The organism is Rahnella perminowiae (assembly GCF_019049695.1).
Lineage (GTDB): Bacteria > Pseudomonadota > Gammaproteobacteria > Enterobacterales > Enterobacteriaceae > Rahnella > Rahnella perminowiae.
On record NZ_JAFMOT010000174.1, the window covers coordinates 25,505 to 48,720 of the forward strand.

General features: G+C 47.7%; 33 protein-coding genes and 1 CRISPR repeat array. Of the genes, 24 read left to right on the forward strand and 9 right to left on the reverse strand.

Features of this window, described 5'->3' with window-relative positions; all coding sequences use genetic code 11:
* Positions 1-468: 468 nt before the first annotated feature.
* Together J1781_RS11400 and J1781_RS11405 are read left to right on the forward strand one after the other, a co-directional pair.
* Entirely contained in the window at positions 469-861 is a 393-nt protein-coding gene (locus J1781_RS11400; RefSeq protein ID WP_217137744.1) for a hypothetical protein, read from the forward strand.
* On the forward strand, positions 858-1,076 hold the full coding sequence (locus tag J1781_RS11405; protein WP_129952700.1) for a helix-turn-helix domain-containing protein: 219 nt from the start codon (positions 858-860) through the stop codon (positions 1,074-1,076). The genes J1781_RS11400 and J1781_RS11405 overlap by 4 nt, the downstream gene beginning before the upstream one ends.
* 188 nt (positions 1,077-1,264) lie before the next feature.
* Positions 1,265-1,532: direct repeats of the CRISPR family, unit length 28 nt; unit sequence GTTCACTGCCGTACAGGCAGCTTAGAAA.
* A gap of 81 nt (positions 1,533-1,613) precedes the next feature.
* Here the strand turns inward: J1781_RS11405 and J1781_RS11410 are convergent.
* The 4 genes from J1781_RS11410 to J1781_RS11425 form a co-directional block, all read right to left on the reverse strand.
* Positions 1,614-2,759 (reverse strand): phage integrase Arm DNA-binding domain-containing protein, encoded by a 1,146-nt coding sequence (locus J1781_RS11410; RefSeq protein ID WP_217233569.1) that lies wholly within the window; start codon positions 2,757-2,759, stop codon positions 1,614-1,616.
* Positions 2,740-2,997 (reverse strand): excisionase, encoded by a 258-nt coding sequence (locus tag J1781_RS11415; protein WP_129952702.1) that lies wholly within the window; start codon positions 2,995-2,997, stop codon positions 2,740-2,742. Before J1781_RS11415 ends, J1781_RS11410 begins: the two co-directional genes overlap by 20 nt.
* A 390-nt stretch (positions 2,998-3,387) precedes the next feature.
* Positions 3,388-4,215: a YfdQ family protein gene (locus J1781_RS11420; protein WP_217233570.1), complete on the reverse strand. Its 828-nt coding sequence runs from the start codon at positions 4,213-4,215 to the stop codon at positions 3,388-3,390.
* Between the two features lie 34 nt (positions 4,216-4,249).
* On the reverse strand, positions 4,250-4,621 hold the full coding sequence (locus tag J1781_RS11425; protein WP_037033046.1) for a YfdP family phage-associated protein: 372 nt from the start codon (positions 4,619-4,621) through the stop codon (positions 4,250-4,252).
* A gap of 839 nt (positions 4,622-5,460) precedes the next feature.
* Between J1781_RS11425 and J1781_RS11430 the strand changes: the two genes are divergently transcribed.
* Entirely contained in the window at positions 5,461-5,754 is a 294-nt protein-coding gene (locus J1781_RS11430) for a hypothetical protein (protein ID WP_217233571.1), read from the forward strand.
* Positions 5,755-6,105: 351 nt separating this feature from the next.
* The gene (locus J1781_RS11435) at positions 6,106-6,372 is read left to right on the forward strand and encodes a DUF2767 family protein (RefSeq protein WP_217233572.1); all 267 of its coding nucleotides are present in this window, start codon (positions 6,106-6,108) and stop codon (positions 6,370-6,372) included.
* On the opposite strand, the gene J1781_RS11440 is transcribed toward J1781_RS11435, so the two are convergent.
* The 3 genes from J1781_RS11440 to J1781_RS11450 are packed head-to-tail and all read right to left on the reverse strand — an operon-like array spanning position 6,347 to position 8,013.
* Positions 6,347-6,808: a hypothetical protein gene (locus J1781_RS11440; protein WP_217233573.1), complete on the reverse strand. Its 462-nt coding sequence runs from the start codon at positions 6,806-6,808 to the stop codon at positions 6,347-6,349. The genes J1781_RS11435 and J1781_RS11440 overlap by 26 nt on opposite strands.
* Positions 6,809-7,246 carry a hypothetical protein gene (locus J1781_RS11445; protein WP_217233574.1) on the reverse strand — a complete coding sequence of 146 codons (438 nt, stop codon included), beginning with the start codon at positions 7,244-7,246 and terminating at the stop codon, positions 6,809-6,811.
* Between the two features lie 47 nt (positions 7,247-7,293).
* Positions 7,294-8,013, reverse strand: a complete 720-nt coding sequence (locus J1781_RS11450) for an XRE family transcriptional regulator (protein ID WP_217233575.1) — start codon at positions 8,011-8,013, stop codon at positions 7,294-7,296.
* Positions 8,014-8,121: 108 nt separating this feature from the next.
* On the opposite strand from J1781_RS11450, the gene J1781_RS11455 reads away from it, so the two are divergent.
* From J1781_RS11455 to J1781_RS11500, 10 genes are all read left to right on the forward strand, one after another.
* The gene (locus tag J1781_RS11455; RefSeq protein WP_217233576.1) at positions 8,122-8,361 is read left to right on the forward strand and encodes a transcriptional regulator; all 240 of its coding nucleotides are present in this window, start codon (positions 8,122-8,124) and stop codon (positions 8,359-8,361) included.
* A 41-nt stretch (positions 8,362-8,402) separates the two neighbouring features.
* Positions 8,403-8,924, forward strand: a complete 522-nt coding sequence (locus J1781_RS11460; protein ID WP_217233577.1) for a YmfL family putative regulatory protein — start codon at positions 8,403-8,405, stop codon at positions 8,922-8,924.
* A 183-nt stretch (positions 8,925-9,107) separates the two neighbouring features.
* On the forward strand, positions 9,108-9,284 hold the full coding sequence (locus J1781_RS11465) for a DUF4222 domain-containing protein (protein WP_217233578.1): 177 nt from the start codon (positions 9,108-9,110) through the stop codon (positions 9,282-9,284).
* Positions 9,281-10,306: a conserved phage C-terminal domain-containing protein gene (locus tag J1781_RS11470; protein ID WP_217233579.1), complete on the forward strand. Its 1,026-nt coding sequence runs from the start codon at positions 9,281-9,283 to the stop codon at positions 10,304-10,306. The genes J1781_RS11465 and J1781_RS11470 overlap by 4 nt, the downstream gene beginning before the upstream one ends.
* Positions 10,303-10,650, forward strand: a complete 348-nt coding sequence (locus J1781_RS11475) for a hypothetical protein (RefSeq protein WP_217233580.1) — start codon at positions 10,303-10,305, stop codon at positions 10,648-10,650. Before J1781_RS11470 ends, J1781_RS11475 begins: the two co-directional genes overlap by 4 nt.
* On the forward strand, positions 10,643-11,149 hold the full coding sequence (locus J1781_RS26170; RefSeq protein WP_238483517.1) for a hypothetical protein: 507 nt from the start codon (positions 10,643-10,645) through the stop codon (positions 11,147-11,149). The genes J1781_RS11475 and J1781_RS26170 overlap by 8 nt, the downstream gene beginning before the upstream one ends.
* Positions 11,146-11,901 carry an MT-A70 family methyltransferase gene (locus J1781_RS11485; RefSeq protein ID WP_217233581.1) on the forward strand — a complete coding sequence of 252 codons (756 nt, stop codon included), beginning with the start codon at positions 11,146-11,148 and terminating at the stop codon, positions 11,899-11,901. Before J1781_RS26170 ends, J1781_RS11485 begins: the two co-directional genes overlap by 4 nt.
* Positions 11,898-12,056 carry a hypothetical protein gene (locus J1781_RS11490; RefSeq protein WP_165383716.1) on the forward strand — a complete coding sequence of 53 codons (159 nt, stop codon included), beginning with the start codon at positions 11,898-11,900 and terminating at the stop codon, positions 12,054-12,056. Before J1781_RS11485 ends, J1781_RS11490 begins: the two co-directional genes overlap by 4 nt.
* Positions 12,053-13,066, forward strand: a complete 1,014-nt coding sequence (locus J1781_RS11495) for a DUF968 domain-containing protein (RefSeq protein WP_217233582.1) — start codon at positions 12,053-12,055, stop codon at positions 13,064-13,066. Before J1781_RS11490 ends, J1781_RS11495 begins: the two co-directional genes overlap by 4 nt.
* 16 nt (positions 13,067-13,082) lie before the next feature.
* Positions 13,083-13,430: an antiterminator Q family protein gene (locus J1781_RS11500; protein ID WP_217233583.1), complete on the forward strand. Its 348-nt coding sequence runs from the start codon at positions 13,083-13,085 to the stop codon at positions 13,428-13,430.
* 28 nt (positions 13,431-13,458) lie between these two features.
* On the opposite strand, the gene J1781_RS11505 is transcribed toward J1781_RS11500, so the two are convergent.
* Positions 13,459-13,836, reverse strand: a complete 378-nt coding sequence (locus J1781_RS11505) for an ASCH domain-containing protein (protein WP_217233584.1) — start codon at positions 13,834-13,836, stop codon at positions 13,459-13,461.
* Positions 13,814-14,875, reverse strand: a complete 1,062-nt coding sequence (locus J1781_RS11510) for an N-acetyltransferase (RefSeq protein WP_217233585.1) — start codon at positions 14,873-14,875, stop codon at positions 13,814-13,816. The genes J1781_RS11505 and J1781_RS11510 overlap by 23 nt, the downstream gene beginning before the upstream one ends.
* Positions 14,876-15,964: 1,089 nt before the next feature.
* Here J1781_RS11510 and J1781_RS11515 point away from each other — a divergent pair.
* The 10 genes from J1781_RS11515 (at position 15,965) to J1781_RS11560 (ending at position 23,216) form a co-directional block, all read left to right on the forward strand.
* The gene (locus J1781_RS11515; RefSeq protein WP_217233586.1) at positions 15,965-17,020 is read left to right on the forward strand and encodes a DNA-methyltransferase; all 1,056 of its coding nucleotides are present in this window, start codon (positions 15,965-15,967) and stop codon (positions 17,018-17,020) included.
* A gap of 237 nt (positions 17,021-17,257) precedes the next feature.
* Entirely contained in the window at positions 17,258-17,509 is a 252-nt protein-coding gene (locus J1781_RS11520; protein WP_129991853.1) for a hypothetical protein, read from the forward strand.
* Between the two features lie 415 nt (positions 17,510-17,924).
* On the forward strand, positions 17,925-18,128 hold the full coding sequence (locus J1781_RS11525; RefSeq protein WP_013577792.1) for a class II holin family protein: 204 nt from the start codon (positions 17,925-17,927) through the stop codon (positions 18,126-18,128).
* A complete protein-coding gene (locus J1781_RS11530) occupies positions 18,128-18,667 on the forward strand; it encodes a lysozyme (protein ID WP_217233628.1) in 540 nt (179 codons plus the stop codon). Before J1781_RS11525 ends, J1781_RS11530 begins: the two co-directional genes overlap by 1 nt.
* Positions 18,668-18,766: 99 nt before the next feature.
* Positions 18,767-19,318, forward strand: a complete 552-nt coding sequence (locus J1781_RS11535) for a hypothetical protein (RefSeq protein WP_129952718.1) — start codon at positions 18,767-18,769, stop codon at positions 19,316-19,318.
* 338 nt (positions 19,319-19,656) lie between these two features.
* A complete protein-coding gene (locus J1781_RS11540; RefSeq protein ID WP_119822328.1) occupies positions 19,657-20,079 on the forward strand; it encodes a hypothetical protein in 423 nt (140 codons plus the stop codon).
* Positions 20,080-20,136: 57 nt separating this feature from the next.
* Positions 20,137-21,591, forward strand: coding sequence for a glycosyltransferase family 2 protein (locus J1781_RS11545; RefSeq protein WP_217233587.1), 1,455 nt, complete (start codon positions 20,137-20,139; stop codon positions 21,589-21,591).
* On the forward strand, positions 21,573-22,172 hold the full coding sequence (locus J1781_RS11550; RefSeq protein WP_217233588.1) for a hypothetical protein: 600 nt from the start codon (positions 21,573-21,575) through the stop codon (positions 22,170-22,172). Before J1781_RS11545 ends, J1781_RS11550 begins: the two co-directional genes overlap by 19 nt.
* 12 nt (positions 22,173-22,184) lie before the next feature.
* The gene (locus tag J1781_RS11555; protein WP_217233589.1) at positions 22,185-22,535 is read left to right on the forward strand and encodes an HNH endonuclease; all 351 of its coding nucleotides are present in this window, start codon (positions 22,185-22,187) and stop codon (positions 22,533-22,535) included.
* A gap of 207 nt (positions 22,536-22,742) precedes the next feature.
* Positions 22,743-23,216, forward strand: a complete 474-nt coding sequence (locus tag J1781_RS11560; protein ID WP_217233590.1) for a phage terminase small subunit P27 family — start codon at positions 22,743-22,745, stop codon at positions 23,214-23,216.

Sequence of the window (23,216 nt, forward strand, 5' to 3'; positions counted from 1 at the left end):
CAGTCCCGACCGAATAAAAACCCCGTTCTGATTCTCTCGCAAAATCAAATGCGGAAGGGTGTTGTCTTGCTCCTTCCCCTGCGAAGGGGAAGGCCGGGATGGGGTATTAATGGCATCTCTGCAACTCACTGCAAATTCTAAAAACTCCCTGGAAGCAGTATCCCATTCCCGCGATTTGCCCATTTTTAATGTGTGCATATACAGTTATTGTCTCCTCGCTGCGGCAAAATCCGCAGTCAGGTGTAGGAACCTGAACCCTCATGGCGGATGTTTTAATTTCGCCATCGCTTTGTATTACCGGCAAAAAACGAATTATTATCGTATATTGTTTTTGGTAACTCGGGCGGGGCAGCTTTCGGGCTGGTCGGAGAGGGTAACCGATATTCCTACCCCTGCCTGAGTTACCACCTTGAGTGTAGGAACTTAAGTGGTAGCGTGATACGCAATCTAATATTAGGTTCTAATCAAATGGATATTACTCTCACAAACAACACACCCCCCGATTCATGGACACTCACCGATCGCTGCCGGTTACTGGCAAATGCGCTGGTGAATCCGCAAAACAAAGGTGCGCAGGACAGGCTTTGTATGATGCTGCACAACCAGCTTGAATGCCTTGAAGCGTCCTTATCGCAACCCATCCCGGAGCACCGGAAAGATTTAGGCATACCGCTGGACGACGGCTTATTTGATTACGCCGAGCTTGAGCCCGATGAACTTTGCGATCAGTGCATGGCGCTGAACTTCACACTGATGACGCTGCAAGACAGAAAGATAAAAGAGATTATCGCGTTTATCCTGTGGGAACGTTTCGAAATGCTGCGCTGCTCACTGTATGCCTCCACGGAGGAAGCCGCATGAACAAAGACTGGCATCAGGCCGATATTATTGCGGCCATTAAAAAGAAGGGCACCACGATGGCGGCAGTTTCACGCCGCGCAGGGTTGTGTTCCTCAACGCTCTCGAATGCGCTGACCCGCAAATGGCCGAAAGGTGAAAGACTGATCGCCGAAGCCATCGGCGTAAAAGCCGAAACCATCTGGCCGAGCCGCTACACCGAAATCAAATACAACTGAGATCAGCTCCCTCCCCTGCAAAGGGGAGGGTTGGGGTATTAATGGCATCTGCGAACTAACCCTCTTTTTTGCACTTTCGCTAACCCATTGATTTTACTTAATCACTCAGATCATCAAAAAAAGAGGGTATTTTTGCCCAAACAGGCATAATCTTTTGCAGTTCAAAGGATAAACCTGAAAACGCAACAGTTCACTGCCGTACAGGCAGCTTAGAAAGGTAGGTTGAAATCCAGATATGCGGGGTCGCCGTTCACTGCCGTACAGGCAGCTTAGAAAGCTAAAGTTGCAGACAAGCTGATTGAAGATTTGTTCACTGCCGTACAGGCAGCTTAGAAAATAGACTGAGTTTCAAGATATGCCGTGTAACGGTTCACTGCCGTACAGGCAGCTTAGAAATAAGGAGTCGGGGGCTGTGGACTATGGCTGTCGTTCACTGCCGTACAGGCAGTTCACGAATGCAATAACTCACTGTTTTATCTTTAAATAAATCTCCTCTCCAAAACCCCTCCAAAACGCTTCCCCAAAACCGAGCAATAATTAAACGGCGATGACAACCCACTTTTCTTTGCGCTCGTCATGATAGAGCTCAGTCATCTTCGCTGAACTATGCCCCAGCAATTCCTGAGTGTTGATCCCCTGAGCTTTATACAAGCGTTCAGAAAGAGAACGTTGTTCGTGAAATGTCGGCGCGGTTTTACCTTTTTCAATTTTTATATTTGCGCAATCCCGGGCTTCGGCGAATCGTTGTGTTAATGATCCTTCAGCCACTGGTGAACCCAGCGTTGAACCGCCGGAGAGTGTTGAATTATGGACAAGATGTTTACTCAGCACGCGGTCGCGACATTTGTTAATCACATCCCGAACACTCATGTTGATGGCGTCACATCGCAACGAGAGGGGGATCGCTATCCGGATTTTGCCTTTACCCTTTCCCTGGACAACATGAAGCATGTCATCCCAAATATCAGAGAATTTCATTTTTACAATGTCTCCGCGCCGTTGTCCGGTAACTACAGCGAGCAGCATGGCATTGCAGATGTATGGTGATCTGCGTTCTGCCTCGTGATAAATCGCCCACCAGTCATCGAGTGTGAGGCGCTGTCTTGAAACTTCATCCAGCGGTTTACGGGTGGCCAGCGCCGGGTTGAAGCCTGGGGGAACCTCTCCGGCAAACTGTGCTTCTTTAAACATATCGATCCACGCCGCCCGCATGACTTGCGCCATTCTTGTTTTATTTGCATCAACGTATTCGTTTATCAAAGCAGCCATCTCACGTGCGCCAACCTCTTTAAGAAAAATGTTCTGTGAACGCGCCGAAAGAATCTCTGCGCATGCCTTACGCCCCCTGGCGGTTGATGATGCCAACTCTTTTCGTTGCACACGTCGGTCAAGGATGGCTTTGTATTCTTTTACCCATTGTTTTAATCGCATGTTCTGAGCATTGGGGTCGGCTTTTTGCTTCGCAATATCTATCAGGGCGAAAGACTGAGAAGATAATTGCTCTGAAGTTATGCGATTCATTTCAAGAGCCGCAGCGTGCGCGGCATCTGCATCTGTACCAAAACCGATGAACTCTCCCGTAATTGGGTGTCGATATTGCCAGTATGTTTTGTTGTTTCGCTTATCTAACTTGCAATACAGGTTCGGTGTTGAAATGTTGTATTTACGGGGTCTTGCTGCCATTAAGTGCTTTCTCCACTAAACTTCGGGCGCTGGCCGGAAGATGGCTCGATATTTCGACCCGATCAACCATACCAATAAATTTGGCTTCCTCATCAACAACCCATCTACGACCCTGCTTAACGGCCGGCGGATAAGTCTGCCGGGTTTTCGCAATACGATGAAGGGTGGCTTTGCAGGGAGGTTCTTTGAAGCCATTTGGTCCTGCTGCCCATTCCGCTAAAGAAACTAATTGGCCCATACTTTTACTCCACACGTTTAGTTATAGCCGGCTGCACACCGGTTTACTGACTGACCCGAAATCGGCCGTAATATTTCCCAGCTCGCCACCAGGGCATTTTCTCCCCAGGCGGCATTGCTGGCGCAAACTCAACTGGAACAAACCACAGGTTCAGCATTCGTTTCACAAAGACACGTCGGACGAAATGCGAACGGGTTGTTTCAATCATGGCTGCATTCCTAAAGAAGTAATTCCCATTACCACGCTGAGAAAAATGCGATATCCAGTTTCATGAAATAATTTCTCCCAGATTTCAGCGTGTGTGAATCCCTTGCCAGAATTGGCAATCAAATTTCAGTAATAACGATTCACTAAATGCCCCAGTGGACCAGGGCATTTAAGGCCGCGCTATCAGGCTTTGAATTCGCCGATAAACGTTTCCACTTCAACGTCGGTGAAGTTGGCTTCCAGTAGTTCGCGGAACTCGGTGGCCATCAGTTCTTCAGCTGTTTCCAACTGCACGATCCGCAGAACCAGCACCGGAGCATTGCCGCCGGTCAGCACGCTGTAGCGCAGACGGAATCGGCGTTCGCCCAGGCCTTCATATGGCACGCACTTAAATTCGAAAGCCGCAGGCATAGCTTCTTTGCTTTTTGCCTCTACACTTTCCATCACTGAGCGCTTGGCGCCGAAATCACTGTCTTCATGATCTGCAGAACTGGATGCTTCGATGGTAATTTTACGGACGCCGCCGATCGCTTTCTTGATGTCCAGCACTTCGCCATCAGCGGTGAAAGCCATGAGGAATTCAGACCAGTCTTCCAGCCACTCGGCCAGATCTTTCTGGGAGTTTTTAACGCCGTTGATGTTCAGCAATGCCTGGAATGGTGCGGTGCGTTTCAGCTTAAGAACCGCGATATTATCAGCATGGCCTGGTGCAGCCAGCGTGCCGAGGTTAAACACGGTAACCGCCGCCATGTAGTCAGCATTGATGAAACTGCGGACACCTTCGCCTGCGTAATCTTTGCAGTAGCGGGAGAAATCCTGAATGCTGGCGGTTTCCATTTTCCCGCGGAAGCGGAATCGGCCATCTTGCAGGTTTTCCAGCGAATGAATGCGTACTGATTCTGGCAAGGCAACAGCAGGGCAGTCAGCTGATGACAGACGTTCTTCCAGTAAGGTGGAGAGGGACATATCCCGGACTTCTTTGATTGCTGATGCGTCTAAAACTTGAGACATAACAATTTCCTTTTATCGAATGGTTAAACGATGCTTATCGCGCGTCGCGGAGTTTGCCGTCGGGATCTCCGGCGATGGTGAATAACTGGCCCTGATCTTCCTGCATGATGGTCAGCTTGCCGCCTTTTCCCACGTACATTGGGGTTTCGGTGGTGTCTTCTTCGGAGGTTTTCCCGCGAGGCGTAGGTGCTGAGAACTTCAATTTGTGAGCCAGCATCACGCGTTTTTCTTCCATCGAATTACTGATCCGGGAAACATCAATCTCGATGGTTACTTTGCCTTTACCGCCGTTATTCAGAACACCCAGAGCGGCGGTATTCAGCGCGGCGGCGATTTTGTTTTCGAAAATACCGGCGTCCAATTCGGAGAGAAACTCCGGGACGTTTGTCATACGGCTTTCAGCCATTCTCATGCCCTCTTTATTGCGGCGCATGCCGCTGTAAATTACTCACACACATAGACAAGGGCGGCCGGTAATGCACAGGGCGTGCTGGGTGGGTGCCAGCGACCCTTGTCTATGCCTGCGAAAAAAGTGGCGGTGGCCATGATCAGAACATTATCTTCGCTCCCCCTTGGGTAGGTTGAAGAGTCATGCCACCGCCGAAAGACAAATACACAGCAATTACCACTTTTCCAGAGTGATTAGGCGTGTGGCGGCGGGAGTCGAACCCGCAATCGGGTAGGGAACCCGACCATCACCTGATGCTGGCCACAACGGAGAGAGCACTATCGGGACTGTAGGACATTGAAAGCTTTGCCAGCTTGCTCACCGTCAGTGCTCTTTACGTTATGCATTCATTCAAGAATCTAAGCGTCTGCTATACTTGTCATTGGAATAAGAAAATTCTTAATAATCTGGTTAGGATCATCACTTATCCATGAGTTAAAAATGCCCGATATAAAACTTATCTGCGAAAAATGTAATTCTGAGAGATTCAATATCACTTCTGATGTCGTATTCTCTGAGACTATCTCCTCCATCGTATGTGCAGTGTGTAAGCATCCAGTTAACGTTTATGAAGTTGTAACCTTCCGCGAAATTCCATATCTGACGCTCGTCCCTGATTTACCGATCCACTAATCCCTAAACATCGGCAAGAACACTTTTCAACTGTGGTCATGAGTGACTTCGGTTGATGAGTTCCTCAACCCCCAGTGTTTTTGCCGTTGTATGCCTGGTCACTTCTCCACCTCAGGCGGCGGTGGTATCTTGGGAGTTCTCACACAACCAAGAAGGGATAAATCATGCAAGTTCAAGCACTTGGCATCATGTGGTTTAAGGATGCAGACCAATACCATCAATTCAGAAAGATATTCACGGACTCTGAAGTTTTGTCAGTCAGTTATTCTGACTGGCTCAGGGACGCTGAGAAAATTGTTAAGCGCTATCAGAACTCTGGGGCAACTGTTATCAAGGCTTATGCGGAGCCATCCGAATTTCTCTCCTGGTGCCTTGCTAACGGAAAAACAGTCGACTCCGAAGGCCGCATGGCATTTGCTAATGCCAAGGCTTACGAGCATTTGATTGGCAAAAGTTAAAGTGACTGGGGTGATGAAAAAGCTCACCCCTCGATTATCTTTTTTTACTTCAACTTTCAATCCACCCCCAGTCTGAACCATCCTGATACCTCATTAAGTTGCTGTACCGTTTTCAGCGAATCATCCGATGCTTCATGCGCCATCGGCAGCTACTGCATGGGCATCCTGCCTGTTCGCTGTTGATGGGATAATAATAGCTCCGGGTATTTCTTATGTAAATAGCTTAAACTATATAAATATAGATAGGGATATTTATAGTTGATTTATATGGTGATTTATTTAAGGAGTGATTTTTCTGCTATCTGATTTGAGCAATAGGCATGCTGATTTGAGATAAAATCATGGGTGTTTATGGATTACGGAGCTGAGGCGGAACACCGGCACTATGAGATGTGTCGTTTAGTTGGGAATGTAGTTTTTGCAATGGTGACAGAAGGGCATGAGATAAAGCGAGTAGCCATTGCCTATGTGTTGTGCACAGAGATAGGGAAAGGGGATTGGTGGATTTTCGGCCAGCTTAAAATCATGAAGCTAGCGGTGAAAATTATTGTAAGAGCACGGGGAACCCCGACTGAATGGCCGGGTTGGTGTACTAACTTTTCAATGCTAACGCGTTAAGTATCGTTGCAACTTTTGCGAGGTACGGGCCAGCTATAAACCCAAATATTACTACAGCGACTGAAATGACGGCTACACTGGCTTTTACAGTGGTTTTGAATGATTTGATTGATTCTTCCACCCCATCAAGCCGGTCTTCGACGGATTTAAAATCAACTCTCAATGTGCTGGTATCTGATTTGACATCAGTAATGTCTTTTTTCACAAGCGCTGAATCTACTTTCAAGGAAGACAAATCAGCCATGGAAATTCTTAAATTAGCTTTAATATCGGCTACGTCAGAAGCAATGTGTTCGACGTTAGCCTCAAGCCTAGCTACACGCGGTTCAAGCATATCACCACCTCCACCATTACCTCCATTTTCTCTATCATGGGGCCTGTGGGGAGAAGAATCAATGGATGATGAACGTGCAGGTAGATTATGAATAGTTGCCATTTAACTGATCCAATTATGGGAGATGCAGATGTAGGCCGAATGTTGGTCTATTTTTTTCTCAGAACCTACTTCATCGCTTAGCTTTCTTGAGCTAAGTTCAATTTCGATCAAGTAGTATCCAGGCTCGGTTACAGTAAATTTTTCAATACTTCGCATTGTTGAAACGTAATAACTATTTTCTGAAATATGATATGAATGCTCAAACACCTGACCATCGATGTCAGGGTCATTAACAACCTTATCGTTTTTATAAATTTTAGTACTAAGCGAGTAATGGGTATCGTGAGCAAATGCCATAAACCCAAAATTTAAAATTATCTCTACCTCCGTCGGAAACTCTTGCACCTCTACGTTCAATTTTGGTTCTTTAGGCGAGGCAAGTCGGTCTAAAGCGCTGATTTCAGATGCGTATAAATACGCAATTTTTGCAGAATCCATATGATTAAACTCAAGTTTAAGTGTGCAGCTTTTGAAAAAGCAAAAAACTAGCCATGTCTACGGTAGGTCTGCGGGACGCTGCCTATCACTTTTCCGTAAATAAAGACCCGATTCATTTCATCACGAGTAATCGGATCCCACGTCTGGTACCGGGAGTTATCTGATAGAACCAGCAGGTAATCTTTCATCTTCTGTAGCCGTTTAACGTGGGCGGTATCATCGTAAAGAAATGCATAAATCCCGTCGCCATCGAAGTGCTGGATACTGATATCCACGAAGATCAGATCGCCTGGTTCAATAGTGCCTGACATGCTGTCACCTTTGACGTTAATCATCCGGATTTGCTCTTCCGAACGATTACCGAACATCATCCGAGCTTGTTCAGGGGTATAGGTGATCGTGCGAACTATTTCTATGAACTCGTTGGTATTCACTGCTCCAGGACCAGCACTCACCGCTACATCCAACAACTCAATGCGGAAACCGTCTTCAATTCTGTACTGTGCGGATTTCTCACTAACCAATAGGGGGGCACTGTGCGACGCGTCACCGATACGCATCGGGCCATCTCCATCGGATAGCCATTCTGGCCTTACGCCAAGGACATTTGCGATCTGAATAGTTTTCTTCGAGGCCTTTGCACCACCTGAAACTAACTTCCAAATGCTAGGTTGAGCCATGCCAACAGCCTCAGCAAGCGAACCCTGAGTAAAGCCACCTTCGTCCATGGCTAGTTTTAATCTGTCTGAAAAAGTCATTTTTCCCATCCTTCAATCATATAGCTGAGACTATATTTCATCAAATAGACAGGGCTATTTACTTGCTTCATAGTTTTGGCTATTATTCAGGTTGTTTAATAAAAGCTGGAGTAATTTATGGTCATTGAAGCTATTAAAGCTGCCATTGATATTGTTGGTAGTCAGCAAAAATTAGCTGAGGCCTGCAACGTCAAACAGCCATCTGTCTGGGCATGGCTTCACGGGAAAAAGAAAGTATCCGCTGAAAATGCCATCCGCATAGAAAGAGCAACAAATGGCCGAATCTCTGCTTCTGAAATTCGTCCAGACCTCTCCGTCCTTTTCCCTCAACGTGCTGAAAAGAAGATCGAAGCTTAACCAAAAGCACTAAGCAACATAACTACCGAAGGAAAAACGAAATGGTAGACCTGAAATTAGTAGTGAAAGCGATGTGCAAAGCCTACCCCGGCGGCCGTTCTGCTATGGCTGGCGCTCTGGGCATGACGGAAGCTGGGTTCAACAACAATCTATACGAGAAAAACGGCTGCCGATTCTTCGAAGTGGCTGAGCTGGAAGCGATGGAAGACATCAGCGGAACCAGTTACCTGGCTGAATATTTCTCACAGCGTCGCGGCGGTTTGTTTGTGGATGTTCCGCAACTGGAAGAACTGGATCAAGTTGAGCTGTTCAGTAAAAGCATGCGCACTGCCGCCCACCGTGGCCACGTAGACATGAACATTCAGTCGTCGCTGGAAGATGGCGTGATTGATGAGGGGGAAGCTGAGCAAATCATGAAATATCACCGCCGTCATTTGGCTGCGCGTGATGCTGAAGTTAAGGCTGTGTTGGCGCTGTTTGGAAAAAAGAAGAAGTCCGGAAAGGGTGACGCCCCAAGTGTGCAGCTTGAGGCGTCGGGCGCATTAAAAACGTGTGTGGAGTAATTAACGCATGAACAGTCTACTCATAAAAGCTGGCGTTCCGCAAATCCGCTGTGTGGCGACAGGCGGTGCCGCTGGCTCTCTTTCGTATGAAGTGATGATAGGTAACCGCTGGATCCCGTGCAACTACCAGATCGTCCGGTGGTGGGTAGGTTACGTCAGTGTGAGAAGCCGGAAGGTGACTGCATGTCTGCAGAAATCCAAACGTTGGACCGGTACTACAAGGATTGGCGGGGCATTGTGGTACACGTCGTGGGCTTCGACAGAGCAGGGGATCGCGTCATCTTCATGCGCGCCGGTTACCCGCATGAGTGCGCCCAGCCTACTGAACAATTCCGGCGAAAGTTTAAGAGGGTCTTATGAGCGTTAAGTTATCAGCATATGTCTGGGATGGTTGCGCTGCTGCCGGTCTGAAAGGCGTGAAGCTCCTGATTATGGCTCGTCTTGCTGATTTCTCAAATGATGATGGTATCAGCTATCCGGGCGTGGATACGATTGCTCGGCAGACCGGTGCTGGTCGCAGCACTGTCATTACGGCAATCACTGAACTTCAGTCAGATGGGTGGCTGGTGCGCGAAGAACGCCGTAAGGGAAACCGAAACAAGACCAACCTGTATTACCTGAACGTTAAAAAGCTCCGTGAGGCGGCAGCAGGTTTCTATTCTGATAGTCCAGTTTCTGAACATTCAGAATCTGAACGTTCAAAATCTGAATGTTCAGAATCCGAACGTTCAGAAAACACGAAAAATACCGGGTTTGACCGTCCAGAATCTGGAGGGGATCCGTCAGTAAATTCAAAACAAGATCCATCAGATAATAAAACCTCTTGTCAGCCTGCTGCGCAGACCGACGCCGAAGTTGAAATTACTGATCGAGCCAAACAGGCACTGAAGCACCTGAACCTAATAACCGGTTCACGGTATCAGCCCGCTAATAGCTCACTGGAAAACATGCGTGCCCGTCTCCGTGAAGGCCACACGCTGGAAGAGCTGCAACTGGTTATCGAATACAAGCAGGTTCACTGGGGCGACTCTCCAAAAATGGCTGAATATCTGCGCCCGGCAACTCTGTTCCAGCCAGCCAAGTTTGAAGGCTACCTGCTTAGCGCGACCAAATGGGCGAAGAGCGGACGTCCGATCTGCGTGAATGGCAAGTGGACTGCTGACGGTGAAGTTGAAGTCGATACGGCTGAGCGCGATGCGGCCTACCGCCGGTTCATCAGCGGTGTTACGGCGAGCAAAGCCCCGACTGATTTGGAAAAGCTGGTCTGTACTGAGGCAAGCAAAGCCAGCGTGCGCGGCATGCGCAGTGATTTCGCGATCAGCACCTGGAATCGCATCTGGAAAGAATGTGCCCAGCGCCGGCAGGGGGGGAAATCTGCATGAAAAAAAACCATCAGGAATTAGTCATAGAAGAGCCCATGCGTGATTGCACTGCGCGCACCTGCTCGAATACTGAAGCATCGTTAATCGATCATGCCTGCTTTATTCCTTCAGGGCATTCGATGTCATCTAAGATTAATACGATCAGCAAAAAGCCTCGGTTCAACATTGTCACTGGGCATTGTGCCGTGAAGAAAACCTATTCACTGGGCGAAGCGCCAAAACAAGTCGCAGAACCAGCAGCCGAAAAATCCAATATAGCTCTTGTGAAAACACCGGCTGAAATCAGTGCTGAGTTTGAATGCAACCTATGGGCAGTACATCTGGGCAGGGGGCGTTATGAATAACGATTTGGGGCAGTTCAGCGAAGGGCGGTTGGAAGAGTTGCTTTCAATGGCTAAAGCAATTTCATACGGAAATGCTTTGTTTGATGTTCAAGAAATCATTCCACTTTTACGTATAGCATTAGCAGTAAAGCAGGCCAAGCCTGATTATTACGTCATTAGTCGACCGTTCACAGACGGAAATAGTTCTACTTTTAAACTTGATGTGTATTTGGAAGAAGTTGATGCCATCAAATGCAAAAACGCCCACGGCGGCGTAATTGTTCCTGTCTACACGACACCACCAGTGAACCATGGCGAAAAAAGCAATTTATCAGTAATTCCTGAAGAACTAGGCCTCTACCTTGAATTGAGACCACGTTTCTATAAGGAGTTCAATGTTGTTTACCGGGACAAAAACAAAGTATGTGGCTATGCCCTACATACGGGGCGCTGGTCATGCTTTCAAACCAAAAACTTTGATCAAAACTTCCGTATCGCCCCTAAATCGGAGGCGCTATGAGTTATCAACTGATTTATGCAGATCCTGCCTGGCAGTATTCCAACAAGATAAGTAACGGCGCGGCGGGTGACCACTATAGCACTATGGCGGTTGAGGAAATGAAGCGTCTTCCGGTCTGGTCTATTGCAGATGAAAACGCAGTTCTGGCGATGTGGTACACCGGCAACTTTGCTTCAGAAGCAGTGGAGCTGGCGAATGCATGGGGCTTCAAGGTGAAAACCATGAAGGGATTTACGTGGGTAAAACTCTATGAGCAGGCACGTAGCCGTATAGAGCGTGCGCTGGCAGAACAGACCATGATCGATTTCGAAGACTTTATGGATACTTTGAACGTGGAAACGGTGATGAATGGCGGAAACTACACGCGCGGCAACACAGAAGATGTGTTGATCGCCGTTCGCGGGTCCGGTCTCGAGCGCCTGAACGCCAGCATTAAGCAGGTTGTTTACAGTTGCCGCGGTGAGCACAGTGAAAAGCCAGCAGAGGTGCGTTTTCGCCTCGAAGAGCTTTACGGGCAAGTTTCACGCATCGAGCTTTTTAGCCGTGGAGAAGCTCCAGGCTGGCATCACTGGGGAAATGAAAACCCATTCAACGATATCGAGTTGGTACCGGCGAGCTTCACTACTATTCCTCCTGTGCGGAACTCTCGCGTAAAAGTGTTGGCAGGTCATTATCAGGCACTGACACTACTATCAGCTTCTAAACCCCAGATCTCCGCTGGCATCGTTTACCTGCAGGAGGTTGCTGCGTGAATGAATTTCAGAAAATCTGGCTCTCTGCTTACAACGGCTGGCTGACAGCGGTCTCCCCTTCGGGGGAGCTACATCCCACTGATTACACCGCTGCGCGGGAACATGCCGATGCTGTACTGAGCAGCCTGGTTAAAGCCGGGGAGAGAGCTGAATGAGAGCGCTCTTAAAGCCATATCCACAGAGGGATTTGGGGATCGTGCTGTTGCGGCCGCCGGGCGACATGCTGCAACATTTCAGCGGGAAACGTCTGCTGATCACCGATGAGCCTGCAGACCTGCGCGGCGCGGCGGACGGTCTGGTACCGGTAGAGGCTCAGCCGTTATCGCGTGATCCGCGTCTCGCGGCCTTTCTTTCGTCAGAGCGCGTGATTGGTCTTGCTGGTGGCTGGGATGCGCTGGCGCAGTGGGTTAAGCGTAACAGCGGCTGTCAGTGCACCGACTTCGGCGGCCAATATCATCATCATGAGCTGGTGCAGGTGCGCCGGGCGCGCGGCATGGTGTCCCTGTGCTGGTCTCACGACAATGAATACCGCGACAAAGAATCAGCCAAACTGGACGCTGCTGCTCTGGCGAACGTCACTGAATTCGTGACTGAAGCTATTCGTGCGCGGTCTCGGCTGCCAGACGGCCACCGCCTGACCTTACCGGAATTGTGCTGGTGGGCAACGAGTAAGGGGCTGGCGACACAGTTGCCGGAGGAGATAATTTGCGAGGCGCTGGGGATGAAATACATCCCGCCTGGTGGTCAGCGTAAAGAGGCTGATGTTAACCCGTGGGAGAAGCAACCCCGCGAAGAACTGGCGAACAATGTCAAACCGGTGCTGGCGCTGGCAATCGATCCGGAGACGCCCGAGTCCTATTTGCTTCGTCCGAAGCGAAGACGGTACGAAAACACGAAATACACCCAATGGGTAAAGCGCCAGCCATGTTGTGCCTGTGGCAACGGGTCTGATGATCCGCACCACATCACAGGCAATGGGTTTGGCGGTATGGCAACAAAGGCGCATGACCTGTTCGTGATCCCGTTGTGCAGACGGTGTCACGACTCACTTCATGCGAACACCCCGGATTGGGAAGAAGAACACGGTACACAGGAACACCTGTTACTGACGACATTAGACCGCGCGCTGGCGATGGGTGTTATTGCTACCGGCAAACAAAAATAATAGTGTGGAGATAATAATGCGTGATATTCATGAGACTTTAGAACTTTGGGGCGCTTGGGCAGCAAGCGATAATAGTGGCGTTGATTTTTCCCCTATAGCGGCAGGATTTAAGGGACTTTTGCCACAAACCTCTAAGTCACGTTTACAATGCTGTGATGATGAAGGCATTATGATTGATGGGTGTGTCTCTAAGCTAAAGAAATACAAAAAAGAAGAATGCGAGTTAGTAATACTTCATTATGTATTCAATATTTCACTCAGGACAATTGCCAAAAGGCGTAAGTGTTCAGACGGAACGATTAGGAAGGAAATGCAAACGGCACAAGGTTTTATACTTGGCTGTTTTTGTATGTTAGATATTTAATATTAAACCCGGCTAAAGCCGGGTTATTTTAAGATGAAAGATAGCGATATGATTGTGGAGGTGTCACATTTTTACCTAATGAGGTGATAGGTAACGGCTCGGAAAATTTTTCCACGCTTCCTATCTTAATGGCAAATGCTTTCTGACGACCTTCATAATATAAATCAAAAAACTCTTTTGATATGCCAGCGAATTTTTTCGTTTCCTTCCAAACTAAATCAGGATGCCCGGATAGGATTGATTCCACATGGAATTCACCCACTAATTTCCCAATGGGCATGGTGGCATATATTACGACGGTAGTAATATTTTCATTTTTGAATATACCTTTTCTAAATTCAAAACGCTTACTACCGTCTAGAATTTTTTCGGCAAATTCAGGTTTAATTGATAATAAAACTTTCATCGACTCTACCTAATTCAAGAATTTTGTTAAATTGCGCATCTTTTAACTCAAAATGGTTCCATCTGTAGCCTTCGGTACCATTTAGTCCTGCGTCCTCTATAAGACTACCACGGGTAGGGCGCTTAGGCAAAGCAAGGTTGTAAGTAAAACGAATTACATAGGGTGATTTTTTTGAGCGATAAATTTCTCTTAACTCCCCCTCACTAAAAATGCTAAATTTTCCGCAATAAGAAACAAAACTTTCTTCATCATTAAAATCATTAATTGTTTTAACGCTTTCTACAACGCAAATTGAACTGGCTACTGCTCTAAAGAAAGCCTTTCCTTTTCCGTCGCTCGTTCTATATATAATTATAATATCCCCTCTTTTCATTCTCATTACAGATCTCATTCCTGATATGTAAATTTTGTGGATGCTGTTTGTATGAGAAACATCTTGAACAATATCGGGTGAGTCAGTTATAAGTTTGGAATCAGGAAATAATCTCGTGTGAAATTCCGGATAGATTGCCAATAGATATTTCTTGACGTTTTTTTCAATAACTAGAGGGTAATCAAGAAGAACATCGCCATTTATATCTTTGAAAGACCTGACATATACTATCTCTTTTCCATTCGGAGTGTTTTTCTCACCGTGTTTGTAGAAACCGTATGTCTGAAACAACCGAATGAGATGCGCGTGCTCCTCAAAAACTGTGACGTAAATGTCTTCCGCTCCTGAGGATATAGCTCTATCAAATGCTTTTTTTAAAAAACGCTGCCCACGTAGAGTTTTTTTTGATTCAAACTTGAATGTACCAATTTTGAGATGATTTGTTGCAGGTAATTCTGGTTCAATCCCGCCTCCATCATCGTTTTCTTTGAGGTACATGAAACCTTCAATGGATTCGTCATCACCATAAAGTACATAAGCAGACTCACCATCTTTAGCTTTTTTTTCTAACCAATGAGGAAACTCAGCATAGTTTGCTTTAAGGGAATCAAAAAAGGGATCGTTGTGATTAAAGTTACTGAATGGTTGAAAAACTAAGTTATCCATGAGATTTCCTCTACTAAGTTATAATTTTTCTTTAACTGTGTGTTAGGAACTTACAAATATACGAAAAATGTAACGCGTACGCAAAAAGCATTGTAATCTGTTAAGAGTAGTCACGTAGTCACAAAGCTTAGACAATCTCAGAACCTGTTTTCGGTAGGGTCCAGTTTTCTTAAATCAAAAAAAAAGCCCGGCATTTTCATGCCGAGCTTCGCGTTACTGTTCAGGATGCTCACTCAGTTAGGTGGCGAGCGGAAATGATCAATAACATGCTCCAAACGCCCGTAACGAATGCGTTGATAGCGATTAACATACACTGACTTTCTTGACGCGAACCCGATTTGTTGGGCTAAGTTAGAGCTAGACATCGTTGATTCCTTAGCCAAGCAACAGACCCATGTTACTTGACAATATTATTGGAAACGCTAATCTGCTCACTGTAACGTATGCGTTAGCGGGGTCTTCCAAAAGAACTCGTTTCGTATATCGGGGGGTCTTCTTGCAGGAAGGCTCCCCAATACTTTTCCGCAGTAGAAAAATTCCTGATGTCATATCCAATAACTTATACACACAACATCTAGGCGTTCCTCCGCTTCGATCAACAAGATAGAGTGGTCCGAAACCTTTTGCAAGTGAACAAAATGGCGCGTTTTGTGGATAAGTTGGGGAGATTTTTTTCCGGACGGTCCTAAGCGCCCGTCGTTGCTGGCGCAACAAACCTGTCAATACCTGAGAAACGATTTTTTTATATTTTTGCAAAAAGCAACAATTTATGAAAAAAAAGCATTTTGCTAAGTTTAAAAGACAATCTTAAGCTCATACCCACCCAGAAATACATAAGGTCGCCTAATTGGCGGCCTTTTTTTATGCCCTCAATTCGGTTGTGAGGACAACAGCAGCGATAAGTTTTATTGAATGAAAAAAAACGCCCCGGCTTCAGCCAGGGCTTAATTGTTTGTGGAATGGGCGGCGAACATGATGCTGATAACATCGTGCACGCCATTCGCCCGTTAGTTGGTCACGAGCGAACCGAGGCCCATTGCTGATGTGCACACAGCAAATGGAGCCTATCAAAAAGGGCGTCTCTGATCTATGAGAAATACTGTAAATTTAAACAGTATAAATATTATTTGTGCTGACTCACTCCAATACATTAAAACCTTACCTGATGACTGCATTGACCTGATAGCCACTGATCCTCCGTACTTTCGGGTTAAATCATGTAAGTGGGATAATCAGTGGGCAGGTGAATCAGCTTACCTCGCCTGGCTTGATGAGATGTTTGCGGAGTTCTGGCGGGTATTGAAACCATCTGGCAGCCTGTATGTTTTTTGTGGTTCGCGTTTAGCTGCTGACACTGAGTTGCTGATGCGTGAGCGCTTCAAAATTCTAAACCACATCATCTGGGCCAAACCTTCTGGGCCTTGGAACAGGCAGCACAAAGAAGACTTGAGGTCGTACTTCCCTGCCACTGAGCGGATCCTCTTCGCCGAGCATTACCGTGGTCCGTATAGAGGGAAGTCCTCCAGCTATTCAATCGAGTGCCAGGAGCAACGCAAAAACACGCTCAAGCCTCTGGTGGAGTATTTCAGCAATGCCCGTAAAGCTTTAGGGATCACAGCGAAAGAGATTCATGAGGCAACCGGCAAGCAAATGGCTTCGCATTGGTTTAGTGAAAGCCAGTGGCAATTACCGAGTGAGAAAGACTACTTAGCGTTGCAATGTTTATTTGAGCGCGTTGGACGTGAAAAACATCGTCTCCAGAAACTGGAACTTCCACACCATCAGTTAGTAAAGGAATATGATTCATTATCTCGGCACTATGCGGAGCTTGTTGATGAATTGAAGCGGATCCGAAGGCCGTTCGCTGTTACGAGTCTTGTGCCATTTACTGACGTATGGACATATAAGTCAGTTCCGTATTATCCGGGCAAACATCCGTGCGAAAAGCCAGCCGAGATGATGAGAGATATCATCAGCGCCAGCAGTAGATCGGGTGATGTAGTTGCGGATTTTTTCATGGGATCAGGTTCCACGATAAAAGAAGCAATCAAGCTGGGCCGTTTCGCGCTCGGCGTGGAACTTGAAGAGGAACGGTATAAACAGACTTTCGGAGAAATATTCCCTGAACAGTCAAATACCTCATAACACGTTACGACCCCAGATAAGTCTGGGGTTTTATCCCCCGATGGTTATTTTACCAGCCAAACACAATTTACCCGCTACCTTAGGTTTCGGTCTAAAGACGCTGGATAAACGGAACCAACGCTCATTTCAAGCCTGGCACATTGCGGGGCTTTTGCGTTTCTGAAATGTGGATTTGCATCTTCGTTCATTTGTCGAATGCCTGCTATCTTATATAAAACATCATATGAGACCATCGGCATGAAGTTACTAACTAACGAATTTGAGTATCGCGAATGGATGCTAAACGGCTACCTTCACTTGGATGAGGAATTTCCTTCGCTTTTCGACGCGGACGAGCTTGAAAGAGAAATGCTGAGACGGGCACCCAAAGAATTTCCTTGCCTTGCACAAGTTGTAGAAGGCGAAGGCCCTTACTCTCCGCCGTCTATTCAGTTTATATATCGATCCCAGATAGAAGAATGGGCAAAGCTGTTTGGCATTATTAGTTAGAGAAATCTATTATTCCAACGGCTGCCTTGTCTGTTTCATCGGTGCTGCAATGGTCGCTGATTATTGGGTCTGGATCACAACGTTGTACTTTGTTGGTCTGAAAATGGTTAATTTCGCAAAAATTGTTAAATGTCATCGGGATTAATCTGAGATTATGATCTGGCCCCTTCAAGAGCTAAGCCATTAAGAGTGCCGGAGATAAGCGCCGGGTGGGGCAGAGACTACATCTTTAATTACAGAAATTATTTGAACCCGCCAATGTGCGGGTTTTTGCGTTTTTGAGGCTGCCAATTTGGTGGCCTTTTCTCGTTTTGGCGGCCAGTCAATCAGCTAACCACTCATGCTTTCGCAAACGGACTGCGCCGCTAAACTACCCTCGACTACGCACCCAACCGGACAACCGGAGGGGGAGACTATGAGAATGGACAAATTGACTACAGGCATTGCGTACGGAGCCTCTGCCGGTAGCGTCCTGAACGGCCTGTTGAATGCATTTAGTCCGGATCAGTGGAACGCTATAGGTGTGCTGGCAGGTATAGCTGTTGCGCTCCTCACATACCTGACAAACCTTTATTTCAAAATTAAAGAAGACCGCCGCAAAGCACTCAGAGGTGAATGATGGCAACTCAGCCTGGTATCAAAAGCAAACTCAGCAAAGCTGTAATTGCTCTGATTATTTCTGGTGCCGGTGCTTCAGCTATCCTCGGCCAGTTTCTTGATGAAAAGGAAGGTAATCGCCTGACTGCTTATCAAGATGGCGTGGGGGGCTGGACTATTTGCCGCGGCGCAACCCGTGTTGATGGCCGTCTTGTTTACAAGGGAATGAAGCTCACAGCAGCGAAATGCGCCCAGGTAAATAAGCTGGAGTCAGATAAGGCGATTGCCTGGGTAAAGGGAAACGTCACCGTCCCGCTGACGCAGCCACAAATTGCCGGAATCGCTTCATTTTGCCCTTACAACATCGGTCCGGCGAAATGCTTTACTTCGACGTTCTACCGCAAACTTAATACTGGCGATAAACGCGGTGCCTGCTCAGAGATAAAACGCTGGGTGAGGGACGATGGCAAGGATTGCAATATACGTGCGAATAATTGCTTCGGTCAGGTGCAACGACGTGATCAGGAAAGCGAACTGACGTGCTGGGGGTTGGATGGATAGGCACTCAGCAGCGGGAATGATGTTCTTCTTCGGTTTCGTGCTGGTGCTATTTCGTGCCCCCGGCTGGGGTTGGTGCTTATTTATCGGGGTGCTTCTCTCATGAATAGCAAAGCAGCTGTAGTTGGCGGGTTGGTGATTACTAGTGTGATTGCCGTTCTGCTGGCGCTGGCTTTTCATTTTCACGCAAACGCAGTGAAGTCCGAAGGTAAAGCCGATCAGCTGCAAAGTGATAATAACCTGCAAGCACTGACAATATCGACACAGGCATTTACCTTCCAGCGCTCAAATGAAATTGCTGGCGCTGCCCAAAAGTACGCCGTCAAAATCATCGGTGACAGCCAGGAGAAAGAAATTGAATACCGGACAATCCTCAAAACTGAGCCGAGCTGCACTCTGCCTATCCCTGCTGATGTTGCTAACGGCCTGTACGACTACGCGAACCGTTTACGTTCCAGCGCAATGTACGCCGATACCAGCCAGCCTGTTAAAGCCGCTGTTAGTGCCACTACCACCAAGCGAATAACTTATTGTCAGGCTGTGTTGTGGATTGACCCGCTACTCACCCTGATAGAGCAGGCTAACAACCAATTGGCCGGAATACGCCAGATTGATGATGAAAGACATGAAAACTTATTAGGTGCAGCTAAATGACCAACAAAATCTATTTGAGCTTTAACCGACTTTACACGTTGAAAGATGGCGATTATCACGGTGCAACGCATACTTAAACGGTTAGCCACGCTGTAAAGCGCTGCGTGATCCTGAACAAGACTCATGCAAAAATGGCGCTTTATTTTAGATTTTTTCCAACTTTGAACTCCTCAAGCTACACTTTGTATAATTATATTGAACCAGCTTTCCTGAATTAGTAAGATGTGGAAAGAACATTATGAAAAAGGAAAATCAATATACCTGAACACAGTCAGGGTGTTCACCTTAGGCTTATTTGCCGTTGCGAACGTTGTTCGCTTTTTAAGAAGGGTATATAAATGAGTACAGAAGATGATTTGAAGGAAATCAAAAAAAGTTTACACCGGATTGCTTATGGTGGTCCATCTATTGGGAATCTTTGGCTTATAGTTGCCGAAGTTATTGTATTCAACCTGTGCCTTGTGTTCATGACAGTTGAGCATGCAAAGGTGTCTTTTGGGTTAACTTTCGCGCTAGTTTATGGGGTCTCTGCTGTCTTATTGCTTCTGAGTAGACTGAACCTTATACCTCTTTTCATATGCTATACATATGTCAGTCTTTGTTGGTCCGTAATTCCTTATGGTGGATTTATGGACGCAAGACTTCCTGCAATTGCATGGATTAGTGCTGCTGCAGTATTTGTCTTCTCTATGTGGATTCACATCTTTTATGTAACTGAGGATGCGTTTAATGGAAAGAAAAAGTCTAAGCGCATAAGTTAAATATATATTTAGTTTTATCCAAGGCTCGCTTCGGCGGGCTTTTTTATTGGAGCTAATATGCAGGTCACTATCGATGGTGTCCCGTATGCGCCTGCGTGCAATTCGGGCTCTCGGGTTGGAATTGCCATCACCACCCATAATAGACCCGCTGTTCTGGCAAAGACGATTGAACAGCATCTGAAATATCTAACGGCTGGCGCTAAGTTAATCGTGATTGACGATGGTTCAGTGCCAGCGGCTACCGCTGCCGGTATCGAAATAATCAGGCATGAGAAATCACTCGGGATCGTGGCTTCGAAGAACCGGAGCCTTGAGGCGCTGATTGATGCGGGGTGTGAGCACCTTTTTCTATGGGACGATGATGCCTATCCGATCAGTGATAACTGGCATGTCCCATACGTCGAATCGCCAGAGCCTCACCTTGCTTACCAATTTCTTGATCTGGCTGGCGCTAAGAAGCTGAACGATATGGCTGTGCTATATCGCGACGAACAGCATATCGCTTATACCGGCCAACGCGGCGTGATGCTTTATTACCACCGCAGCGCGATTGAAAAAGTCGGCGGCTTTGACACTGTTTATGGCCGTGGCATGTACGAACATCCCGATCTGGCCCTGCGTATTCATAACGCTGGCCTGACGACCTGGGCAAATGCCGATGTTGCCGGTTCTGAAGCCCTCATTTATTCGCTTGATGAACATGAAGCGGTTAATCGCACTGTCGCTCAGCCTGACCGTGAAGCATTGGTACGGAAGAATGTGACCATTTTCAATGCCCGTCGTGATTCTGGGTATGCCGGTTATGCTGAATTCCGGCGCCAGCATGATGTGGTAATCACTTCATTGCTGACCGGACAGCCGGATCCTCAGCGCGGTGCCGTGATTAAGCCGGATGCATCTCTGCTCAGCACGTGGGCATCGTCAATTCGCGGCGCGGATGCTGTTGTGCTGGCTGACCAACTCAGCAATGCACCCGCGGGCGCGGCACTCGTTTCAGTTCCAGCTTTGCAGATGAGTCCTTACTTCGCTCGGTGGCTGCACATATACCAGTATCTGAGGGCTCACCCTGAATACCGCTTCGTGTGGTGTACCGACGGCACTGACGTTGAGATGTTGCACGAACCGTGGGCAGAGATGGAGCCCGGCAAGATATATGTTGGCTCTGAACCCAAGACATATTCAGATCAGTGGATGCATCAGAACCATCACGGGAAAGGTTACGCTGACTTCCTTAGCGAACACCGTAACAGCCCGTTGCTTAATGCTGGTCTGCTCGGAGGCTGTCGTGCTGACGTTATGGATTTTGCACACCAGATAGTCCGTCTGCATTACCTCAGCGAAAGCCACAGGTTCTGGGATAAGGGAAAGACGCCAGCGACTCCGTTTGATATGGGTGCGTTTGGCATCGTGGCGAAGTCATTCGGTGACCGTATCGTGACTGGCCCCAAAGTACATACCATTTTTAAATCTGACGGCATCGGTAAGGAGTTCGCATGGTATCGGCACAAGTGACCTTCTGCGTTGTAGGGCACCACCAGCGCCGAGACATGGCGACTCGCCTCGCTGACATGTTGTCCGCGCACCTGTTGATCGATGAAGAAGATCACGGCGCGAACTGGAATCACAGACGCGCTATCGAGTGGGCCAGTCAGCAGGACTGTCGCGTGGTAATACTTGAGGATGATGCTCTGCCATTACCGGACTTTACCCAGGGAGTGAATGAGTGGTTGGCCAAGTTCCCCGATAATCTCATCAGTTTCTATCTGGGTACCGGGCGCCCTCCGCAGTACCAGCAGCATATCGCAGCCAGCCTGATTGATGCCGATAGATGCCGAGCTGCCCACATCTCGATGGACAGGCTAATACATGGCGTGTGCTACAGCCCGCCAGTTAGCGGACTAAGCCGCATCATGCAGAACTGGAACCGCACCAAGGCGGCTGACTATGCAGTCGGTGATGCATTGGGCGGCAAGGTCATCTATCCCTGTTACTCGTTGGTGGATCATGCAGACGGCGTCACGGTCGAGCGACACCCAGACAATCAACCAAGGGTAGAGCGGCGGCGCGCATGGCGTCTCGCTGTATCACCCTGATAGGTAAATAATATGCCAGCAGCAATTCCCCGCGCATGCCGTAAGCATGGATGCGGCCTAACCACGACAGACCGTTCTGGTTATTGTGAGACGCACCGCAATGAAGGATGGCAGCAGCACCAGCGGGGACAGTCAAGGCATGCGCGCGGATATGGCACCAGTTGGGACAAACTCAGACCGCTCATCCTCGGGCGCGACAAGCACCTGTGTCAGGAGTGCGCGCGACAGGGCAGGATCACACCAGCTACAACCGTCGATCACATCGTTGCCAAAGCCAATGGGGGTACCGATGACCCGGACAACCTCGAAAGCCTGTGCTGGCCATGTCATCGGGGTAAAACAGGTCGGGAACGACTAAAGTGATAATTATTATCAACAACATGATAAATCGTTGCATTTTGAATCATTTCAATGCAAATGATATCAATTCTCATTTCCGAGGGGGAGGGCGGGTCGAAAGTTCAGGCCTTTCACGCTTCAGGACCGCCGCCTAAGTTTTTGTTACGCGCCCGCAGGTTGGAAACCTTTTTCATGGGGATCCCCAATCGCGATTAATAGGAGTTTTCTATCATGTCTGGACCACCGAGAACCCCAACGAATCTGCGTTTGATCAAGGGGAACCCTTCAAAACGAGCAATAAACAAGTCAGAGCCAAAACCTCCGTCAGGGGTACCCCCAGTTCCGAAGCATTTCAATAAGCAAGAGAAGTATTGGTTCAAGCGGATCGGTGAGGAGCTGGATGGTTCAAATATGATCACACATCTCGATGGAATGGCACTTGAATTGTTGATCGGTGCTTATGTGGAATGGAGAAGTCACCGAGACATTCTGGATGAGGAGGGGGAAACCTACAAAACAAAGACGATGACAGGCGACACTCTGATTAAAGCTCATCCGCGGGTTGGAATGATGGCAGATGCCTGGAAACGCCTCCGCGGCATGATGGCAGAATTCGGCATGACACCCGCTTCACGCAGCAAGGTAAGCAGCGATGGTGCAGGGGAAGCCGATCCACTCGAAGAATTTTTGAAAAAGCGCAAATGA

Excerpts from the sequence above, each read along its gene's own strand:
- J1781_RS11430 (WP_217233571.1), top strand. The coding sequence starts at position 5,461 with ATGCAAGTTCAAGCACTTGGCATCATGTGGTTTAAGGATGCAGACCAA.
- J1781_RS11470 (WP_217233579.1), top strand. The coding sequence starts at position 9,281 with ATGAGCGTTAAGTTATCAGCATATGTCTGGGATGGTTGCGCTGCTGCC.
- J1781_RS11435 (WP_217233572.1), top strand. The coding sequence starts at position 6,106 with ATGGATTACGGAGCTGAGGCGGAACACCGGCACTATGAGATGTGTCGT.
- J1781_RS11500 (WP_217233583.1), top strand. The coding sequence starts at position 13,083 with ATGCGTGATATTCATGAGACTTTAGAACTTTGGGGCGCTTGGGCAGCA.
- J1781_RS11555 (WP_217233589.1), top strand. The coding sequence starts at position 22,185 with ATGCCAGCAGCAATTCCCCGCGCATGCCGTAAGCATGGATGCGGCCTA.
- J1781_RS11525 (WP_013577792.1), top strand. The coding sequence starts at position 17,925 with ATGAGAATGGACAAATTGACTACAGGCATTGCGTACGGAGCCTCTGCC.
- J1781_RS11455 (WP_217233576.1), top strand. The coding sequence starts at position 8,122 with ATGGTCATTGAAGCTATTAAAGCTGCCATTGATATTGTTGGTAGTCAG.
- J1781_RS11540 (WP_119822328.1), top strand. The coding sequence starts at position 19,657 with ATGAGTACAGAAGATGATTTGAAGGAAATCAAAAAAAGTTTACACCGG.
- J1781_RS11420 (WP_217233570.1), bottom strand. The coding sequence starts at position 4,215 with ATGTCTCAAGTTTTAGACGCATCAGCAATCAAAGAAGTCCGGGATATG.
- J1781_RS11440 (WP_217233573.1), bottom strand. The coding sequence starts at position 6,808 with ATGGCAACTATTCATAATCTACCTGCACGTTCATCATCCATTGATTCT.
- J1781_RS11550 (WP_217233588.1), top strand. The coding sequence starts at position 21,573 with ATGGTATCGGCACAAGTGACCTTCTGCGTTGTAGGGCACCACCAGCGC.
- J1781_RS11530 (WP_217233628.1), top strand. The coding sequence starts at position 18,128 with ATGGCAACTCAGCCTGGTATCAAAAGCAAACTCAGCAAAGCTGTAATT.
- J1781_RS11535 (WP_129952718.1), top strand. The coding sequence starts at position 18,767 with ATGAATAGCAAAGCAGCTGTAGTTGGCGGGTTGGTGATTACTAGTGTG.
- J1781_RS11425 (WP_037033046.1), bottom strand. The coding sequence starts at position 4,621 with ATGGCTGAAAGCCGTATGACAAACGTCCCGGAGTTTCTCTCCGAATTG.
- J1781_RS11400 (WP_217137744.1), top strand. The coding sequence starts at position 469 with ATGGATATTACTCTCACAAACAACACACCCCCCGATTCATGGACACTC.
- J1781_RS11460 (WP_217233577.1), top strand. The coding sequence starts at position 8,403 with ATGGTAGACCTGAAATTAGTAGTGAAAGCGATGTGCAAAGCCTACCCC.
- J1781_RS11505 (WP_217233584.1), bottom strand. The coding sequence starts at position 13,836 with ATGAAAGTTTTATTATCAATTAAACCTGAATTTGCCGAAAAAATTCTA.
- J1781_RS11515 (WP_217233586.1), top strand. The coding sequence starts at position 15,965 with ATGAGAAATACTGTAAATTTAAACAGTATAAATATTATTTGTGCTGAC.
- J1781_RS11495 (WP_217233582.1), top strand. The coding sequence starts at position 12,053 with ATGAGAGCGCTCTTAAAGCCATATCCACAGAGGGATTTGGGGATCGTG.
- J1781_RS11545 (WP_217233587.1), top strand. The coding sequence starts at position 20,137 with ATGCAGGTCACTATCGATGGTGTCCCGTATGCGCCTGCGTGCAATTCG.
- J1781_RS11520 (WP_129991853.1), top strand. The coding sequence starts at position 17,258 with ATGAAGTTACTAACTAACGAATTTGAGTATCGCGAATGGATGCTAAAC.
- J1781_RS11415 (WP_129952702.1), bottom strand. The coding sequence starts at position 2,997 with ATGGGCCAATTAGTTTCTTTAGCGGAATGGGCAGCAGGACCAAATGGC.
- J1781_RS11445 (WP_217233574.1), bottom strand. The coding sequence starts at position 7,246 with ATGGATTCTGCAAAAATTGCGTATTTATACGCATCTGAAATCAGCGCT.
- J1781_RS26170 (WP_238483517.1), top strand. The coding sequence starts at position 10,643 with ATGAATAACGATTTGGGGCAGTTCAGCGAAGGGCGGTTGGAAGAGTTG.
- J1781_RS11485 (WP_217233581.1), top strand. The coding sequence starts at position 11,146 with ATGAGTTATCAACTGATTTATGCAGATCCTGCCTGGCAGTATTCCAAC.
- J1781_RS11410 (WP_217233569.1), bottom strand. The coding sequence starts at position 2,759 with ATGGCAGCAAGACCCCGTAAATACAACATTTCAACACCGAACCTGTAT.
- J1781_RS11560 (WP_217233590.1), top strand. The coding sequence starts at position 22,743 with ATGTCTGGACCACCGAGAACCCCAACGAATCTGCGTTTGATCAAGGGG.
- J1781_RS11510 (WP_217233585.1), bottom strand. The coding sequence starts at position 14,875 with ATGGATAACTTAGTTTTTCAACCATTCAGTAACTTTAATCACAACGAT.
- J1781_RS11465 (WP_217233578.1), top strand. The coding sequence starts at position 9,108 with ATGTCTGCAGAAATCCAAACGTTGGACCGGTACTACAAGGATTGGCGG.
- J1781_RS11475 (WP_217233580.1), top strand. The coding sequence starts at position 10,303 with ATGAAAAAAAACCATCAGGAATTAGTCATAGAAGAGCCCATGCGTGAT.
- J1781_RS11405 (WP_129952700.1), top strand. The coding sequence starts at position 858 with ATGAACAAAGACTGGCATCAGGCCGATATTATTGCGGCCATTAAAAAG.
- J1781_RS11450 (WP_217233575.1), bottom strand. The coding sequence starts at position 8,013 with ATGGGAAAAATGACTTTTTCAGACAGATTAAAACTAGCCATGGACGAA.